This is a genomic window from Halomonas sp. C10-5 (assembly GCF_057169305.1).
Genome location: NZ_CP175665.1, coordinates 353,594 through 370,870 on the forward strand (window position 1 = coordinate 353,594; position 17,277 = coordinate 370,870).

Genomic DNA, 17,277 nt, shown 5'->3' on the forward strand with positions numbered 1-17,277 from the left:
TCGCAACCCACGAGGTGAGCCCATGAACCAGCCCGCCGTGACCACGCCCGCGACGCAGGACTTCAAGGTCGCCGACCTCTCCCTGGCCGACTGGGGGCGTCGCGAGATCCGCATCGCCGAGACCGAGATGCCGGCGCTGATGACGATTCGCGAGCAGTACCGCGAGTCCCGGCCGCTGGCGGGAGCCCGCATCGCCGGCTGCATCCACATGACCATCCAGACCGCGGTGCTGATCGAGACGCTGATCGACCTGGGCGCCAGCGTGCGCTGGTCCTCCTGCAACATCTTCTCCACCCAGGACCATGCCGCCGCCGCCATCGCCGCCGCCGGTATCCCGGTATTTGCCTGGAAGGGCGAGACCGAGGAGGAGTTCTGGTGGTGTATCGAGCAGACCGTGACGGGGCCGGATGGCTGGGCGCCCAACCTGGTGCTCGACGATGGCGGCGACCTGACGCTGCTGCTCCACGAGAAGCGCCCGGAGCTGCTCGACGCCATCCATGGCATCTCTGAAGAGACCACCACCGGGGTGCACCGGCTGCAGGAGATGCTGCGCGGCGGCTCGCTCAGGGTGCCGGCCATCAATGTCAACGATGCCGTGACCAAGTCGAAGAACGACAACAAGTACGGCTGCCGCCACTCCCTCAACGACGCCATCAAGCGCGCCACCGACCACCTGCTGGCCGGCAAGCAGGCGCTGGTGGTGGGCTACGGCGACGTGGGCAAGGGCTCGGCGGCCTCGCTGCGTCAGGAGGGCATGATCGTCAAGGTCGCGGAGATCGACCCGCTGTGCGCCATGCAGGCCTGCATGGACGGCTATGAGGTGGTCTCGCCCTACGTCGACGGCGAGAACCTCGGCCTGGACAGCATCGACCGCGGCCTGCTCGCGCGCATCGACCTGGTGGTGACCTGTACCGGCAATATTGGTGCCTGCGACGCCGCCATGCTGCAGACCCTCAAGCCCGGGGCGGTGGTGTGCAACATCGGCCACTTCGACAGCGAGATCGATACCGGCTACATGCGCCGCCACTGGCACTGGGAGGAGGTCAAGCCCCAGGTGCACAAGGTCTATCGCGACAGCAAGCCCGGCGAGTTCGACCCCGCCAGCCGTGATTACCTGATCCTGCTCTCCGAGGGACGCCTGGTGAACTTGGGCAACGCCACCGGCCACCCCTCCCGGGTGATGGATGGCTCCTTCGCCAACCAGGTGTTGGCGCAGATGCACCTCTACCAGGGACGCTTCGCCGAGCTGCCGGCCGGGGAGAAAGCCGCAGCGCTCACGGTGAGTGTGCTGCCGCGCCACCTCGACGAGGAGGTGGCCCGCTATATGGTGGAGGGCTTCGGCGGGGTGATCACCCGTATGACCGAGGCCCAGGTCGACTACACCGGCGTGCCGGCGGACGGCCCCTACAAGCCCGACGATTATCGCTACTGATCACAAGCCGGCCAGGCGCATCATCAGCGTCAGGTAGAAGGGGATCAGCAGCGGGGCGGCCAGGGTGGTGACCAGCACCGCCTGGGCGCCCTTGGCCGGGGCGATGCCCAGCTCCATGGCCACCACCACCACGTTGGCGGCCATGGGCACCACGCCCAGCAGCAGCATGGCCATGGCCAGTTCGGGAGAGAGCGGAGCCACTGACTGGAGCAGCAGCACCGCGCCCAGCGCCAGCAGCGGCCAGAGCACACAGCGGATCGCCACGCAGGCAGCGATAAAGCGGGCATCCACCTCCCGGATGCTGACCCGCCCCAGCGTCATGCCGATGATCATCATGCCCAGCAGGGTGTAGGTCGCCGGGAATACCGCCAGTCCCTGCATGGCTGCCGCCGGCACCTCAAGCCCCAGGCCGCTGACCACGAGTGCCGCCAGGAAGGCATAGACCAGCGGCAGTCGCACGATCTTGGCCAGGCTCTCGGCCACCGAGAACTGTCCCCGGGCGCTCAGGTAGAAGCCCACCGTGAACTCGTACAGGGTGATGCCCAGCACGCAGAACAGGTAGAGGGTGACCCCCTCCGGCGGCAGCAGCACCAGCGCCACCGGCAGGCCGAAGTAGCCGGTGTTGCCGGTGCCGGCGGAGAAGGCCAGCAGGGCGCTCTCCTGGGGCGCGAAGGTGCCGCGGGTCAGGCGATGCACCAGCAGGGCGAGCAGGCTGGCTACCGCGAAGGCCGCCAGGGTCAGCAACAGGTAGGTGGGGGTGGGGCCGCCCTGCACCAGGCCACGGAAGAAGGTCAGCGGCGCCACCAGGTAGATCAGCAGGGTGGCGATGGGGCGCGGGTCCACCGCGAGACGCCGTGCGGCCAGCCAGCCCAGGGCGACATAGCTCAGGAGGGTCCACAGCGGGCCCATCAGGGCGCCGGGGTCGATGGCGTGCATGTAATGTCCCCTGTTGCATGACTCGAGGGCACATGATGCCCGGGGTGGCGCCGGTCGCCAACTTGAATGAAATCAATATGGCACCGCGAATCTTTCATTGGTGGGGAGGACGGCGACTCGTCACAATGGCCCCATCATGCAAACGCCTCATGAGGAGACCCGATGAGCACGCAGCAACACCCGCTGGGCATCAGCTTCGAATTCTTCCCGCCCAACACCGAGGCCGGCCGCGAGAAGCTGATCGGGGTGCGCGACGCTCTGGCCGAGCGCTCGCCGCGCTTCTTCTCGGTGACCTACGGCGCCGGTGGCTCCACCCAGGACCGTACCCTGAATACCGTGCACCAGGTCCGTGAGGCGGGCATCACCACCGCGCCGCACCTCTCCTGCATCGGCAGCGAGAAGGCGCAACTGCGCGACCTGCTGGCCCGTTACCGCGAGGAGGGCATCGACAGCCTGGTGGCCCTGCGTGGCGACCTGCCCTCGGGCATGGGCGGCATCGGCGAGTTCCGCTATGCCAACGAGCTGGTGGAGTTCATCCGCGAGGAGACCGGCGATCACTTCGAGATTGCCGTGGCCGCCTATCCGGAGTCGCACCCCCAGGCGCCCAGTTTCGAGCGTGACGTCGAGAACTTCGCCCGCAAGGTGAAAGCCGGTGCCAACCTCGCCATCACCCAGTACTTCTTCAATGCCGACGCCTACTTCCACTTCGTGGACCGGGCGCGTGCCCTGGGCGTCGAGGCGCCCATCGTGCCGGGCATCATGCCGATCACCAACTATGCCAAGCTGGCGCGCTTCTCCGACGCCTGCGGGGCCGAGATTCCGCGCTGGATGCGCAAGCAGCTCGAGGCTTACGGTGACGACAGCGAATCCATTGCTGCCTTCGGCGAGGAGGTGATCACACGCCTCTGCCAGCGCCTGCTCGATGGTGGCGCACCGGGCCTGCACTTCTACACGCTCAACCAGGCGGCGCCGAGCCTGCGCATCGTCGACAATATCGTCGGCTGACGTCGATCGCGGCACCACACATGACGCAGCGAGCCCCGCCATCTGGCGGGGCTCGCTGCGTTGGACTCCCTGTATTGGAGCAGTGACCCGCCTTGGGCGGGGCCGGGGCCGGGGCCTCAGCTCGAAGCGGAAGCCGGCGAGGCGCCCCCACCGCCCTTGCCGTGCAGCTTACGCTGCATCAGGAACAGCGCGGTGCCGATGGCCAGGCCGGCGATATCGGTGTAGATGCCGCCGTAGATCATGAACAGCGCACCGATCAGCATCACGATTCGCTGCCAGACCTTCACCGGGCCAAAGAACCAGGCCTGGACCACGGCGGCCAGAAGCACGATGCCCAGGGTGGCGGTGACGCCGACGCGCAGGATCTGCATCCAGGAGCCTTCCATCAGCATGGCTGGGCTGTAGAAGAACATGAAGGGCACGATGAAGGCGGCCAGGCCGATCTTGAACGAGGCCACCGAGGTGCCCATGGCGTTGTCGCCGGAGATGCCCGCCGCGGCGTAGGAGGCCAGGGCCACCGGCGGGGTGATCGCCGAGACCACCGCGAAGTAGAACACGAAGAAGTGCGCCACCAGCGGCTGGATGCCGATGCCGATCAGGCCCGGGGCGACCACCGAGGCGGCTACCGCATAGGCCGCGGTGGTGGGCATGCCCATGCCGAGCAGGATCGAGATGCACATGGCGAAGAACAGCGCCAGCAGCTGGCTGACCCCGGCCAGGCCCAGCAGCAGCGAGGAGAAGCGTGCGCCGACCCCGGTCAGGGCGATGACGCCGACGATCAGGCCGGCACAGGCGCACACGGCGATGATCTGGATCGACATGGTGCCGGCTAGCTGCAGTGCCGTGAGGATGGCGCGCAGCCCCATGCGGTGGGGAGTGAGCCAGCTCACCATGGCCGCCGAGGCGGTGGCCAGGGTGCCCGCCCGGATCACCGAGTAGCCCATGAACAGGGCGGCGATCAGGATGATGATCGGCGTGAACAGGTAGACCTGCTTGGCCAGGCGACGGAACTGCGGGATCTCCTCCTTGCGCATGCCGCGCATGCCCTTGCGGGCGGCCTCGAAGTCCACCATGCAGTAGATCGACAGGAAGTAGAGGATGGCGGGGATCAGCGCCGCCACGGCGATCTCGGTATAGGGGATGCCGGTGACCTCGGCCATGATGAAGGCGCCGGCGCCCATGATCGGCGGCATGATCTGCCCGCCGGTGGAGGCGGCGGCCTCGATGGCCCCGGCGCTGCGTGCCGGGTAGCCGACCTTCTTCATCAGCGGGATGGTCAGCGAGCCGGTGGAGACCACGTTGCCGGCCGAGGTGCCGTTGATCATGCCCATCAGGCCGGAGGCGAAGATGGAGACCTTGGCGGGGCCACCGCGGGCCCGGCCGGCGGCGGCGAAGGCGAAGTTGACGAAATAGTCACCCACCTTCGAGGCCTGCAGGAAGGCGGCGAAGATGATGAACAGGATGATGTAGGTGGAGGAGACCGCGGTGGTCGGCCCGAGGATGCCGGCGTCGGTATAGACCTGGCTGAAGAAGCGGTTGAGGGATAGCCCCGGGTAGCCGAGGAAGCCCGGCAGGTACGGGCCGGCGAAGACATAGATCAGGAAGATCGCCGAGATGATGACCAGTGCCAGGCCCGCGACCCGACGGGTCAGCTCGAGGATCAGCAGCGAACCGGCGATGGCCGCGTAGGAGATGCCGATCGGTGCGAAGGAGGTGCCGGTGGAGGCGCGCAGCGGGCTGTTGAACATCACCAGCAGGTAGCCGGCCACCGCCAGGGAGCAGACCATCAGCACCAGGTCGGCGGGGGAGAGCGCCTCGCGCACCTGGCGGTAGCCCCAGGAGAGCAGGATGGCGGCGGCGGTGGCCAGGATCAGCGGGTAGCCGAAGTGCCAGGCCTCGATCTCGGGGGCGATGCGCAGGGCGCCATCGTTCATCGCCTGATACATCATCACCACCCGCACCAGGGCGTAGAAGGCCGGGATCAGCAGGGCGTAGCTCAGCCAGCGCATCCAGGCGGCGGAGCGCTCATGGTCATGGTCGGCGAAGCGGGTGCCGGCATAGAAGCCGTAGCCGAGGATCAGCGCGCCGGCGATGTGCAGGATACGAAACGACCAGGTCTCCAGCGGGTAGACGTTCAGCGAGACCAGGTGGAACAGCGAGTAGACGATGGCCAGGGTGCCGAACAGCAGCCACTGCCAGCCGGTATAGAGCCGTCGGTTGGATTCGGCGGCGACCTCATCGACGCCCTCGGCGTTGATGGGTTGAATGACGTCGTCAGCGGTGACGTCGTCTCGGGAATCGGGGGAGTGCGACATGAAGACACCCTTGGGTGTGGGACGTAACGGCAAGCGTGCCGCCCCGGCGTGGCGCGACCCGGGGCGGCGTTCGGGGTGAGACGGCTTACAGCTTCTGATCCTCGGGGATCTCGTAGCCGTTTTCCTCATACCAGCGCACGGCACCCGGGTGGAACGGCAGCACGGTGTTGTACTGGATGTTCTCCGGGATGCTGGTCGCGGCGCTGCGGTGGACGTCGAGCATCTTGTCGTTGTTCTCCATGCTCAGCTTGGTGATCTCGTAGACGAAGTCCTCGGGCAGATCACAGCCGGCGATGGTGAAGTTCCACATGGAGACGGCGCGTGCGTCCTCCTCGAGGGTCTGGTAGGTGCTGGCCGGGATCATGAACGGCGACACCGGGAACGCCTCGAGGACCTTGGCCTGCTCCTCTTCGGTGAACTCGACGATATTGATGTCGGTCTGCACCTCGAGCTGGCTGACCGCGGGAATCGGGATACCGGCGGCGAAGGCGATGACATCGATCAGGCCGTCCTGCAGCTGGCCGCCCAGGTCGTTCCAGCCGCCGTTGCGGCGCTCGAAGTCGACGCCCAGCTCCTCGAGGATGGCCGGGAAGTAGGTGTCGGAGGTGGAGGCCGCCGGGCCGAAGCCGATGCTGGCGCCGTCGGGGATGTCGGAGATCGACTCGATGCCGCTGTCGGACAGGGCGGTGATCGAGAAGGGGGTCTCGTACATCGGGAACAGTGCACAGACGTTGTCCATCGGCACGCCGGGGGCCAGCGGGCTCTCGCCGGCCAGGGCCTCGGCGGCCGGTCCCATGGTGGTCAGGCCCAGGGCCAGGTCGCCGGTGTGCACCAGGGCGAGGTTCTGGTTAGGGCCGCCGGTGACCTCACCGCCGCCGGAGATGTCCAGCTCGTCGGCGATCAGGTTGGCCCAGCCGGAACCGTAGACGAAGTAGGTGCCGCCCTGGCTGGCGGTGCCGACGGTGAAGCTTTCGGGCCAGTCGCTGCGGTCCTGGGCGGCGGCCGAGGCGGCGACCAGCAGGGTACCGGCCACGGTGCCGGCGAGCAGCTTGGTGGAAAGAAGACGCATGGCGTGACTCCATTGCATGTTGTCGTTGGTGGTGTCCCGGGCATTGGTTGCCGGGCAGGCCCTGTCAGTCTGGCAGCTCCTGCCGGGCATGCCGACTGCATCGGGACGCGGCTTTCAACGTAGGGCGTTCATTCCGCTATACGACAATGAATATAGCAAGGGTCGGGCCGGCTGCATGGAAAGTCTTTGATATCAGTCAGTTGAAAAGTATTTCTGCGACCTTGGTCGAATTCTCTCCGGCGTCGAAGTGGCGGTTTCTCGCACGCCAGACCGTTATCAGTGTGCGGAAATCCGCACATGCCTGTCGTCACCGCTTGAAAGCGCCGCTGGGCAGGTGAGAGTGGCGCTACGCCGCCAGGGCGCCGATCAGCCGGCTGGCCTGGTGCAGGTCGTTCAGCAGCGAGGAGGCGAGCCAGGGATCCAGGCGATGTTCGCGCAGGTGCTCCGCCAGGCGGCGCTGCCAGCGCTGGCGTACCTCGTCGATCGGGCCGGCGATATCGCTGGCCTCGGGGTCGTTGGCCAGGCGGTTGAGGCCCTGGGCCAGGGCCAGGCGGATCTCGTCGTGGGCCGCGCGCAGGGGGCTTGCCGGGGCGGCGTGGCGCAGCAGGCTGCGCTGGAGTACCTCGCCGAAGCGCACCGCCTCGACCATGCGCAGGGTGCGGGCGTAGAGGGTCTCGAGGCGGGCCTGCTGCTGCTCGGTCAGCGGCTCGTCGATGCGCGCGTAGAAGTCGAGGATCTCCGACATCAGTGGCTTGATCCGCTCATGGTAGCGGGCGTTGACCGTCGGCCAGTCCTCGGGGGCGATAGGGCGCTCGACTACCTCGCGGGAGGGCGGGTGGCCGATCGCCTCGGCGCTGGGCACCAGGATGGCCGAGCAGAGCAGGTGGTAGGCGCGGCGGTTGAGGCGGTGGCACTCCTGCTCCATGGCGGCCATGGCGGTATCGGCGTGCTGCAGCGCGGCCGGCGTCAGATAGCGGGCCTGGGCCGGCAGGAGGTGGGTCGGCTGCGGGAAGAGGCGCTCGAGGCGTGTCGCCAGGCGCGGGATCCAGGGCAGCATCAGCAGGATGCCGAGCAGGTTGAACAGGGTGTGGAAGAGCGCCAGCTTGAGCGGCCAGGCATCCTCGGCCAGGCCGATAAACGCCCCGAACTGATCCACCACCCAGGCCAGCGGCACCAGCAGGGCCAGGGCCACGGCGGCGGTGACCAGGTTGAAGGCCACATGGGCCCCGGCCAGTCGCCTGGCCGGGGCCCCCGAGCCCAGCGCCCCCAGCACCGCTGTTACCGTGGTGCCGACGTTGGCGCCGATGGCCACCGCCAGGGCGGGCAGGTAGGGCAGCTGTCCCCCCGCCAGTGCCGCCAGGGTGATCAGCAGGGTGGCGTGGCTCGACTGCATCACCACCGTGGCCAGCACCCCGAAGAGCACGAACAGTGGCCAGTGCCAGGCGCTGCCGCCGGCCAGGCCATCCAGCGAGAGTCCGTTCTGCCAGGCGGCGAAGCCCAGCTTCATGAAGTCGATGCCGAGGAACAGCAGCCCCACGCCCAGCAGCAGCCCGGCAATGGCCGCGCGGCCGTCGTCCAGCAGCCGGGAGCCGAGCAGGCCGATGGCCAGGAAGGGCATGGCGAAGGCGGCCAGGTCGAAGCGCAGGCCGAAGGCGGCGATCAGCCAGGCCCCGGTGGTGGTGCCGAGGTTGGCGCCGAAGAGCAGGGCGATGGCGCCGGGCAGGGCGACCAGCCCGGCACCCACGAAGGACATGGCGAGCAGGGTGACCAGCGAGCTGGACTGCACCAGGGCGGTGGCCGCCGCCCCCACGCCGATGGCGCGCAGCGGCTTCGAGGTGGCGGCATGCAGCCAGCGGTCAAGGGTGCCGCCGGAGAGGCGCTTGATGGACTCCTGCAGGCGGGTCATGCCCCACAGGAAGAGCCCCAGCCCGGCGGCCAGGGTGGCCAGGTCGGGGCGTGCCAGCAGCAGGGCGGCGGCTGCGGCCAGGCCCAGCACCTCCAGCTGCCGGCGTCGCGACAGCAGCGCCCGCGCCACTCCCTGGCGGGTCACCTCAGCGTCCCTTGGGGTCGAGGATCTTGACGGTCTGGAAGTCCTCGGCGGTGTCCTCCTGGTGGGGGCGGTTGACGCGGGTGGTCAGCTCCGGGGCAGCCTGCTCCTCGATGGGCAGCTGCTCGAAGAAGTCGCAGCTGACGCACTCGCGGTAGCGGATGCCGTTCTGCTCCCAGCTGCGGATGCGGTCCATCTCGGCGCAGCGCGGGCAGATGGCACCGGCGATAAAGCGTTTCTGGACGGCCATGGGGACTCCTGTAGGCCTCGGCCCGTGGGCCGAGGCATGTATGGCGAAGGATCAGCTGGCGCGGATGCCGCTGTGGCGCAGCAGTGGCTCGACGCTGGGCGCACGGCCGCGGAAGGCCTGGAACAGCTCGGCGGCGTCGCGGGAGCCACCCCGCTCGAGGATCTCGGTGCGGAAGCGGTGTCCGGTCTCGGGATCGAAGATACCCGCTTCCTCGAAGGCACTCCAGGCATCGGCGGAGAGCACCTCGGCCCACTTGTAGCTGTAGTAGCCGGCCGCGTAGCCGCCGGCGAAGATATGTCCGAAGCCGTTCTGGAAGCGGTTGAAGTCGGCTCTCGGCACCACCGAGACGGCATCGCGCACCGCATCGAGCAGTGCCTGGATCTCGGCGGCGGAGGGGGCCGCAAGCTCATGGTGCAGGCGCAGGTCGAACAGCGAGAACTCCAGCTGGCGCACCATGCCCATGGCGGACTGGAAGTTCCTGGCCGCCTGGAGCTTCTCGAGCAGCTCGGCGGGCAGCGGTTCGCCGCTGTCGACATGGCCGGCGATCAGGTCGAGCCCCTCGCGCTCCCAGCAGTAGTTCTCCATGAACTGGCTGGGCAACTCCACGGCATCCCAGGCCACGCCGTTGATCCCGGAGATATCGGCGATGGTCTGCCGGGTCAGCATGTGGTGCAGGCCGTGGCCGAACTCGTGGAACAGGGTGGTCACCTCGTCGTGGGTGAGCAGCGCCGGCCGTTCCCCCACCGGGCGGGTGAAGTTGCAGGTCAGGTAGGCCACCGGCAGCTGCAGGGAGTCACCCTCGTGGCGGCGCACCCGGCACTCGTCCATCCAGGCGCCGCCGCGCTTGCCCTCGCGGGCGTAGAGGTCGAGGTAGAAGCCGGCGATGGGCTCGCCTTGCTCCATGATATGGAAGAAGCGCACGTCCGGATGGTAGCGCGGGGCACTCTCGTCCTCGGCGAAGGTGACGCCGAACAGCCGCTCCACCACCCGGAACAGGCCATCCACCACCTGTGGGGCCGGGAAGTAGGGGCGCAGCTGCTCCTCGTTGATGGCGTGGCGCTCCTCGCGAAGCTTCTCGCTGGCGTAGCCGATATCCCAGGGGGCGAGCTCGGCCATGCCCAGCCGCTGGCGGGCGAAGGCCTCGAGTTCGGCGAACTCCTCGCGTGCCTGGGGCACGGCGCGCCGGGCCAGGTCCTCGAGGAAGGCCTGGGCCTCGGCCGGGGACTCGGCCATCTTGGTTTCCAGCGAATAGTCGGCGTAGGTGGCGAAGCCCAGCAGCTCGGCCAGCTCGTGGCGCAGGGCGAGGATCTCCTCCATCAGCGGGGCGTTGTCATACTGGCCGGCGTGGGGGCCCTGGTCCGAGGCGCGGGTGACGAAGGCGGTGTAGACCTCGCGGCGCAGCTCGCTGTCGTCGGCGTAGGTGACCACCGGGAAGAAGCTGGGGAAGTCCAGGGTGATGCGGTAGCCCGCGACTCCCTTGGCCTCGGCGTTGGCACGCAGGGTGGCCAGGGCGCTCTCGGGCAGGCCGGCAAGCCGTGACTCGTCGGCCAGGTCCAGGTGCCAGGCCTGGGTGGCGTCGAGCAGCTGGTTGGAAAAGGTGTTGGAGAGCTCGGAGAGGCGTGCCTTGATCTCGCCGTAGCGGCGCTTCTTCTCGGTGGGCAGGTCGACGCCAGCGAGGCGGAAGTCGCGCAGGGTGTTCTCCACGGTGCGGCGCTGGGCCTCGTCCAGCGTCTCCCAGGCCGGCCCCTCCTTCAGCGCCTGCCAGGCACGGAACAGCCCCTCGTGCTGGCCCAGCCAGGTGCTGTATTCGGAGAGCTTGCCCAGGCAGGCCTGGTAGGCCTCGCGCAGCTCGGGATTGTTCATGGTGCCGTTGAGGTGGGAGACCGGCGACCAGGCGCGGGACAGGCGGTCGTTGAGCGACTCCAGCGGGGCGGCCAGGCCCTGCCAGCTGGGCGGCTCGTTCTCGGCCCGCTCGACCAGCGCCTCGATGGCATGACGGTTCTCGGCGAGCAGCTCGTCGATGGCCGGCACCACGTGCTCGGGGCGGATGGCCTCGAAGGGGGGAAGCTCATGGGTCTCGAGCAGGGGGTTGCGGGGCATGCGCACCTCGAATCAGGGGATGAATGCCCACAAGATGAGGGCGCACGGGGCGAGTTTCAATCGGTGGCAGGGTTTGCCGTGTGGGGGCAGGCTGCTAGGCTTGCGAGCTTTCATGCGTGCGGGATCCCGCACGCCGTATTTCGGGAGTGGCAACGATGAGCGAGACGCTGGAGCGCTGGAGCACGCGGCGCGCCTTTATCCTGGCGGTAACCGGGGCGGCGGTGGGGCTGGGCAACATCTGGCGTTTCCCCTACATCACCGGCGAGAACGGCGGGGCGGCCTTCCTGGTGCTCTATGTGGCCTTCGTGCTGCTGCTGGGGCTGCCGGTAATGATGGCCGAGATCATGATAGGGCGCGCCGGGCGGCGCAGCCCGGTGGGCTCGCTGGGGCACCTGGCCGCGGCGGCCGGTGCCAGCCGCCACTGGCGTCTGCTGGGGCTGTTCGGCGCCTTCACGGTGTTCTGCATCCTCTCCTTCTACTCGGTGGTCTCCGGCTGGTCCATCGAGTTCCTGGTGGCCTCAATCAATGGCGACTTCCGCGGTGCCGCCCCCGCCGAGATCGGCGCCGGCTTCGATGCCTTCCTGGCCGACCCGGGGCGCATGACCCTCAACCACACCCTGTTCCTGGCCATGACCATGCTGGTGGTGGCCGCCGGGGTGGCCAAGGGACTGGAGCGCCTCAACAACCTGCTGATGCCGCTGCTCTATCTACTGCTGCTGATGCTGGCGGGCTATGCCGCTACCACCAGCGGTTTCGGCACCGCCCTGGCGTGGCTGTTCCAGCCCGATCTCTCGGCAGTGACCCCGCTGGTGGTGATGCATGCCATGGGTCACGCCTTCTTCACCCTGGCGGTGGGCGCCTGCGCGCTGATGGCCTACGGCGCCTACATGCCGGACCACCAGAGCCTGCCGCGGGCCGTCGGGGCGGTGGCGGTGCTCGATGTGACCGTGGCGCTGCTGGCCGGCATCGCGATCTTCTCGGTGGTGTTCTCCCAGGGCATGGACCCCGGCGAGGGGCCCGGGTTGATGTTCGTCACCCTGCCCATCGCCTTCGCCGAACTGCCCTGGGGGGCGCTGTGGCTGAGTCTCTTCTTCCTGCTGCTGCTGCTGGCCACCTGGACCTCGTCGATCAACCTGGCCGAGCCCATGGTCTCCACGCTGCAGGGCCTGGGCCTCAAGCGTGGTATCGCCGCGGCCCTGGTGGGCCTGGCGGTGTGGCTGCTCGGGCTGCTGACGGTATTCTCGTTCTCGAGCCTGGCCGAGTGGCGCCCGCTGTTCGGCATGAACGGCTTCGAGCTGGTCAGCACCATCCCGCCGGAGGTCTTCCTGCCCCTGGGTGGCCTGCTGATCGCCATCTTCGCCGCCTGGGTGGTGCCGGAGGCCACGGCACGCCGCGCCCTGGGCGTGGGTGACAGCGGCTTTACGCTATGGCGCATGGTGACCCGCTGGGTCGCCATTCCGCTGACGCTGGTAGTATTGGTGGCCGGACTGATCTGAATGCCGATCGAAGATGAGGAGATCCCGATGAGCGAGTTGATGGCCATTCGGCCCTGGAAAGGCAAGCGCCCGAGTCTTGGTGAGCGGGTCTATATCGACCCGGCGAGCCTGGTGCTCGGCGATGTGGAGCTGGGCGACGACTGTTCGGTCTGGCCCATGGCGGTAATCCGTGGCGACATGCACCGCATCCGGATCGGCGCGCGGGTCAGCGTGCAGGATGGCTGCGTGCTGCATATCACCCATGCCAGCGACTTCAATCCTGGCGGCTTCCCGCTGACCATCGGCGACGACGTCACCATCGGCCACAAGGCGATCCTGCATGGTGCCACCCTGGGCAGCCGCATCCTGGTGGGCATGGGGGCCATCGTCATGGATGGCGCCGTGGTGGAGGATGAGGTGATCATTGCCGCCGGCGCCGTGGTGCCACCGGGCAAGCACCTGGAGGGTGGCCATGTCTACGCCGGCAATCCGGCCAGGGCGCTGCGCCCGCTCAAGGACAAGGAGCGTGAGTTCTTCCCCTATACCGCCGGCAACTACGTCAGGCTCAAGGACGACTACCTAGCGGCAGCCGAGGAATAACCTTCTAAGCCCCTGTTTTTCCATGTGGTAACGGGCGATAATCTGGTTTTTTGTCCAGCTGGTTTTTCGTCCAGCATCGGATGGCCGGAGACGCAGGAGTCCGTTACCGCATGGCCGATTTTCGCACCCATCTCACTGCCGCCGTGGGCGGTGGCACCCTGCTCGCCGTGGGCGGCTGGCAGGCAGGGCTCTGGAGCCCGGCAGAGGCGCTCTCCGTGGCGGCCCTGACCAGCTTCGGCGGGATCCTTCCCGATATCGACGCCGACAACTCCCACGCCGTGCGCCTCATCTTCAACACCCTGGCCCTGCTGGCGGTGGTGGCCGGCGCGCTGCTGATGCAGGCCTGGCTGACGCCGGGGAGGCTGCTGCTGGCGTGCGGCGGCATCTACATCGGTGTGCGCTACCTGCTGAGCCCGGTCTTCAAGCGCCTCTCGGTGCATCGCGGGATCTGGCACTCCCTGCTGGCCGGGTTGCTCTGTGCGCTGGCCACCAGCGCCGTCGGTCACCGCCTGCTGCTCCTGGAGCCCGGCCTGGCCTGGTCCCACGGAGTGGCGGTGCTGCTGGGCTTCTGCATACACCTGCTGCTCGACGAGATGTTCAGCGTCGATCTCACCGGGGCGCGTCTCAAGCGCTCCTTCGGCACCGCCTTCAAGCTTTTCGACTACCGGGAGCCCTGCAACTCCGTGCTGATGCTGCTGCTGATCGCCGGCCTGGTGCCGCTGCTGCCCGCCTGGACACCGCTGTTGACGCTGCTCGATCAGGGCGCGGCGCTGTGGCGATAGTCCTCGGCGCGCAGGCCATACTTCCGGAGCTTGTCGTAGAGGGTCTTGCGCGGCAGGCCGAGCCCCTCGCTGACCTCGCTGACCCGGCCGCGGTGGCGGGTCAGTGCCTGGTCGAGCAGGCTCTTCTCGAACAGCTCCACCTGCTGGGGTAGCGGGAGTTCGCCCGCCTCGCTCTCGGCGCCGGCCAGCAGGGCATCCAGCCGGTAGTCGAAGGCCGCCCCCAGCAACACATAGCGTTCGGCGAGGTTGCGCAGCTCGCGCACGTTGCCCGGCCAGTCGTGGGCGAGCAGGGCCGAGATGCCGGCGGCATCGAGGGGCGGTGCCTCCAGGCCGCTGCGATTGGCGGCCACCACCGCGAAGTGCTGGAACAGCAGCGGGATGTCCTCGCGTCGCTCGCGCAGGGAGGGGATCGGCAGGGTGACCACGTCGAGGCGGTAGTAGAGATCCTCGCGGAATGCCCCGGCCTCGGCGGCAGCCTTGAGATCCACCTTGGTGGCGGCGATCACTCGGATATCCAGTGGTACCGGCTCGTTGGCGCCCAGGCGTTCGACACTGCGCTCCTGCAGCACCCGCAGCAGCTTGACCTGCAGCGAGAGCGGCATCGACTCGATCTCGTCGAGGAACACCGTGCCGCCGTTGGCGTGCTCGAACTTGCCGATGCGTCGCTCCACGGCGCCGGTGAAGGCACCCTTCTCGTGGCCGAACAGCTCCGACTCGATGGTGCTCTCCGGCACCGCGCCGCAGTTGATCGCCACGAAGGGGTGGCCGGCACGGGCGCTGCGCTCATGGATGGCACGCGCCACCAGGTCCTTGCCGGCGCCGGTCTCGCCGAACAGCAGCACGTCGGCCTCCACCTGGCTGATGCGCTGCACCATGGCCGCCAGGCGCTGGATGGCCGGGGTGCGGCCCACCAGGCGGGGGCCGGGGGCGGCCTGCTGGGCCTCCAGTTCGGCGCGCAGCCGACGGTTCTCGAGGCTCAGACGACGCTTCTCCACCCCGCGCCGCACCACTTCCACCAGCCGCTCGGCGGCGAAGGGCTTCTCCAGGAAGTCCCAGGCGCCTTCGCGCATGGCCTCCACGGCGGTGGAGATATCGCCATGGCCGGTGATCAGGATCACCGGCAGGTCGGGGTCGCGACGGCGCACCTCGCGCAGCAGCGCCATGCCGTCCATGCCAGGCATGCGGATATCGCTGACGATGACGCCGGGGAAGTCGTCCTCGAGCGCCGCCAGCGCGGCCTCGGCCCCAGCGTAGGGGGCCGGCGTATAGCCGGCGAGCTCCAGGGTCTGGCCGGCGCTGATGCGCAGGTGAGGCTCGTCATCGACGATCATCACCGGAATGTCTGCCGGTTCATGCATGGGGCAGGCTCTCCTGGTCGGTGTGGGGCGAGTCTGTGGCGAGATGTTCCCGGGGCAGGCGAATGGTGAAGCGGGCACCGCCTTCGGGGCGGTTCCCGGCGGCGAGGCGGCCGCCCAGGTCGTCGATGATACGCGACGAGATGGAGAGCCCCAGGCCCAGGCCGCTGCCCGGTGACTTGGTGGTGAAGAAGGGTTCGAAGATCCGCTGCAGGTCGGCCGGGGCGATGCCCGGACCGTTGTCCTCCACCGCCAGCTCGACACTCTCCCGGTCGGCCTCGACGCTCAGCGTCAGGCATGGTGCGTCACGGCCGGCCATAGCGTGCAGGGCGTTGCCGATCAGGTTGACCAGCACCTGTTCCAGGCGCACCGGGTCAGCCCTGACCCAGACGGGAGCCTCGGGGAAGCGGCGTTCGATTTGCACGCCGGCGTCCTGCAGCCGGGTCTGGAACAGGCGCAGGGCGTACTCGAAGCAGTCACTGACCGACACCGCACTGCGCCGTTCGTCGCCCTTGCGGGAGAACTGGCGCAGCTGGGCGCTGATCTCGGCCATGCGTCCGGTCAGTTCGACGATCTCGGCCAGGTTGCGGTCGGCGCTCTCCAGGCGCTCGCGAGCGATAAAGGCGCGGGCGTTCTCGGCGTAGGCGCGAATCGCGGCCAGGGGCTGGTTGAGCTCGTGGTTGATGCCCGCGGCCAGTTGGCCGAGCACGGCGAGCTTGGCGGCCTGGATCAGTTCATCGCGGGTCTGACGCAGGTCCGCCTCGGCGCGCTTGCGCTCCTCGACCTCGTCGGAGAGGCGGCGGTTGGTCTCGACCAGGTCGCGGGTGCGGCTGGCCACGTTGCGTTCCAGCTCGTCACGGGCCCGGGCCAGGGTATGCCGCTCGCGTTCGGCGAACAGTTCGCGCTCGCGGCGCAGTCGCAAACGCTGCCAGCCGAAGCCGCCGCCCAGCAGTACGATGCCGTAGAGCCCGCCGGCGAGGAGGGCAGAGGTCCACTGGGCCTGGGTTACCGGGTCCAGCGGCTTGAGGATCAGCATCTCCCAGCCGAGTTCGGGCAGCGCACGTTGCAGGCCCAGGAAGCTCTCGTCGGCCAGCGGTCCCGAGCTGAAGCCGACCAGGCGGGTGCGTTCGCCCAGGGGCGCGAGCACCTCGAGGCCGGAGTGGTGAAGGGGCTCGTCGGCATAGCGGCGGGTGGCCAGCAGCGCCTCCCTCTCCTCCGCGGAGAGCGGCGCCAGCGAGGCCATGCGCAGCTCGGGCCTGCTGGCCATGAAGATGATGTCGTCGGCGTCGGTGACCAGCAGCTCGGCCTCCTGCTCGGCCCAGCTCTCCTCCATCGCGTCGAGCAGCACCTTGACCACCATGACCCCGTCCGGCGAGGCATCGGGGGCGGTATCGTCCAGCCAGACCGGGGCAGAGAAGTAGTAGCCGCGCTCCAGTGACTGCACGCCGAGGCCGTAGAAGCGCCCGGGTCGGCCGGCGATGGCGTCGCTGTAATAGCTGCGGAAGGCGTAGTTCTGGCCGATGAAGGTGTCGGGGCGATGCCAGTTGCTGGCCGCCAGGGTGTCGGCGTGGCGGTCGAGCAGGTAGATGTCGGAGACCCCGGTGGCCGCCCGGAAGCGGTCGAGCAGGCGGTTGAGCGGCATGGGATCCTGGCTCTCCGGAGAGGAGAGGAAGCGGCGCACCGCCTCCCGGGAGGCCAGCAGTCGGGGCAGGTAGTCGTGGCGGGAGAGGTGGCCGATCAGTCCGGCGGCCGAGAGGCGCAGCTCGTTATCGGCATCCTGCCGGAGTTCCTGCAGTGCCTGCTGGCGTGCCACCTCGGCGGCCTGCCATATCACCAGGGCGAGACCCAGCGGCGCCAGCAGCCACAGCCAGCGCCGCCAGCGCCTGGGTAGCCGGGACGCATGGGCCATCG

General features: G+C 68.5%; 13 protein-coding genes. 5 read left to right on the forward strand and 8 right to left on the reverse strand.

What is annotated here, in order from left to right; all coding sequences use genetic code 11:
• Positions 1 to 22: 22 nt before the first annotated feature.
• Positions 23 to 1,432, forward strand: a complete 1,410-nt coding sequence (ahcY, locus tag ACJ7IV_RS01655; protein WP_483865516.1) for an adenosylhomocysteinase — start codon at positions 23 to 25, stop codon at positions 1,430 to 1,432.
• Here ahcY and ACJ7IV_RS01660 read toward each other — a convergent pair whose 3' ends face one another.
• Positions 1,433 to 2,368, reverse strand: a complete 936-nt coding sequence (locus ACJ7IV_RS01660) for an AEC family transporter (protein ID WP_483865517.1) — start codon at positions 2,366 to 2,368, stop codon at positions 1,433 to 1,435. It lies immediately after the preceding gene.
• Between the two features lie 162 nt (positions 2,369 to 2,530).
• Between ACJ7IV_RS01660 and metF the strand changes: the two genes are divergently transcribed.
• Positions 2,531 to 3,373: a methylenetetrahydrofolate reductase [NAD(P)H] gene (gene metF / locus ACJ7IV_RS01665; RefSeq protein WP_483865518.1), complete on the forward strand. Its 843-nt coding sequence runs from the start codon at positions 2,531 to 2,533 to the stop codon at positions 3,371 to 3,373.
• Between the two features lie 116 nt (positions 3,374 to 3,489).
• Here metF and ACJ7IV_RS01670 read toward each other — a convergent pair whose 3' ends face one another.
• The 5 genes from ACJ7IV_RS01670 to prlC form a co-directional block, all read right to left on the reverse strand.
• Complete coding sequence (locus tag ACJ7IV_RS01670) at positions 3,490 to 5,688, reverse strand: TRAP transporter permease (protein ID WP_483865519.1); 2,199 nt, start codon at positions 5,686 to 5,688, stop codon at positions 3,490 to 3,492.
• Positions 5,689 to 5,773: 85 nt separating this feature from the next.
• Positions 5,774 to 6,757 carry a TAXI family TRAP transporter solute-binding subunit gene (locus tag ACJ7IV_RS01675; RefSeq protein ID WP_483865520.1) on the reverse strand — a complete coding sequence of 328 codons (984 nt, stop codon included), beginning with the start codon at positions 6,755 to 6,757 and terminating at the stop codon, positions 5,774 to 5,776.
• 346 nt (positions 6,758 to 7,103) lie between these two features.
• Positions 7,104 to 8,807, reverse strand: coding sequence for a Na/Pi cotransporter family protein (locus ACJ7IV_RS01680; RefSeq protein ID WP_483865521.1), 1,704 nt, complete (start codon positions 8,805 to 8,807; stop codon positions 7,104 to 7,106).
• 1 nt (position 8,808) lies between these two features.
• Positions 8,809 to 9,054, reverse strand: a complete 246-nt coding sequence (locus ACJ7IV_RS01685; RefSeq protein WP_161431546.1) for a YheV family putative zinc ribbon protein — start codon at positions 9,052 to 9,054, stop codon at positions 8,809 to 8,811.
• A gap of 51 nt (positions 9,055 to 9,105) precedes the next feature.
• Positions 9,106 to 11,154: an oligopeptidase A gene (prlC, locus tag ACJ7IV_RS01690; protein ID WP_483865522.1), complete on the reverse strand. Its 2,049-nt coding sequence runs from the start codon at positions 11,152 to 11,154 to the stop codon at positions 9,106 to 9,108.
• Positions 11,155 to 11,309: 155 nt separating this feature from the next.
• Here prlC and ACJ7IV_RS01695 point away from each other — a divergent pair, with 155 nt between their 5' ends.
• The 3 genes from ACJ7IV_RS01695 to ACJ7IV_RS01705 all read left to right on the forward strand — a co-directional run bounded on the left by ACJ7IV_RS01695 (position 11,310) and on the right by ACJ7IV_RS01705 (position 14,011).
• Complete coding sequence (locus ACJ7IV_RS01695; RefSeq protein ID WP_483865523.1) at positions 11,310 to 12,650, forward strand: sodium-dependent transporter; 1,341 nt, start codon at positions 11,310 to 11,312, stop codon at positions 12,648 to 12,650.
• Between the two features lie 27 nt (positions 12,651 to 12,677).
• A complete protein-coding gene (locus tag ACJ7IV_RS01700; RefSeq protein WP_483865524.1) occupies positions 12,678 to 13,229 on the forward strand; it encodes a gamma carbonic anhydrase family protein in 552 nt (183 codons plus the stop codon).
• Positions 13,230 to 13,339: 110 nt separating this feature from the next.
• Positions 13,340 to 14,011, forward strand: a complete 672-nt coding sequence (locus ACJ7IV_RS01705; protein WP_161431542.1) for a metal-dependent hydrolase — start codon at positions 13,340 to 13,342, stop codon at positions 14,009 to 14,011.
• Here ACJ7IV_RS01705 and ACJ7IV_RS01710 read toward each other — a convergent pair.
• Together ACJ7IV_RS01710 and ACJ7IV_RS01715 are read right to left on the reverse strand one after the other, a co-directional pair.
• A complete protein-coding gene (locus ACJ7IV_RS01710; protein WP_483865525.1) occupies positions 13,987 to 15,369 on the reverse strand; it encodes a sigma-54-dependent transcriptional regulator in 1,383 nt (460 codons plus the stop codon). The genes ACJ7IV_RS01705 and ACJ7IV_RS01710 overlap by 25 nt on opposite strands.
• A complete protein-coding gene (locus tag ACJ7IV_RS01715; protein WP_483866533.1) occupies positions 15,362 to 17,275 on the reverse strand; it encodes a sensor histidine kinase in 1,914 nt (637 codons plus the stop codon). The genes ACJ7IV_RS01710 and ACJ7IV_RS01715 overlap by 8 nt, the downstream gene beginning before the upstream one ends.
• Between the last annotated feature and the right edge of the window lie 2 nt (positions 17,276 to 17,277).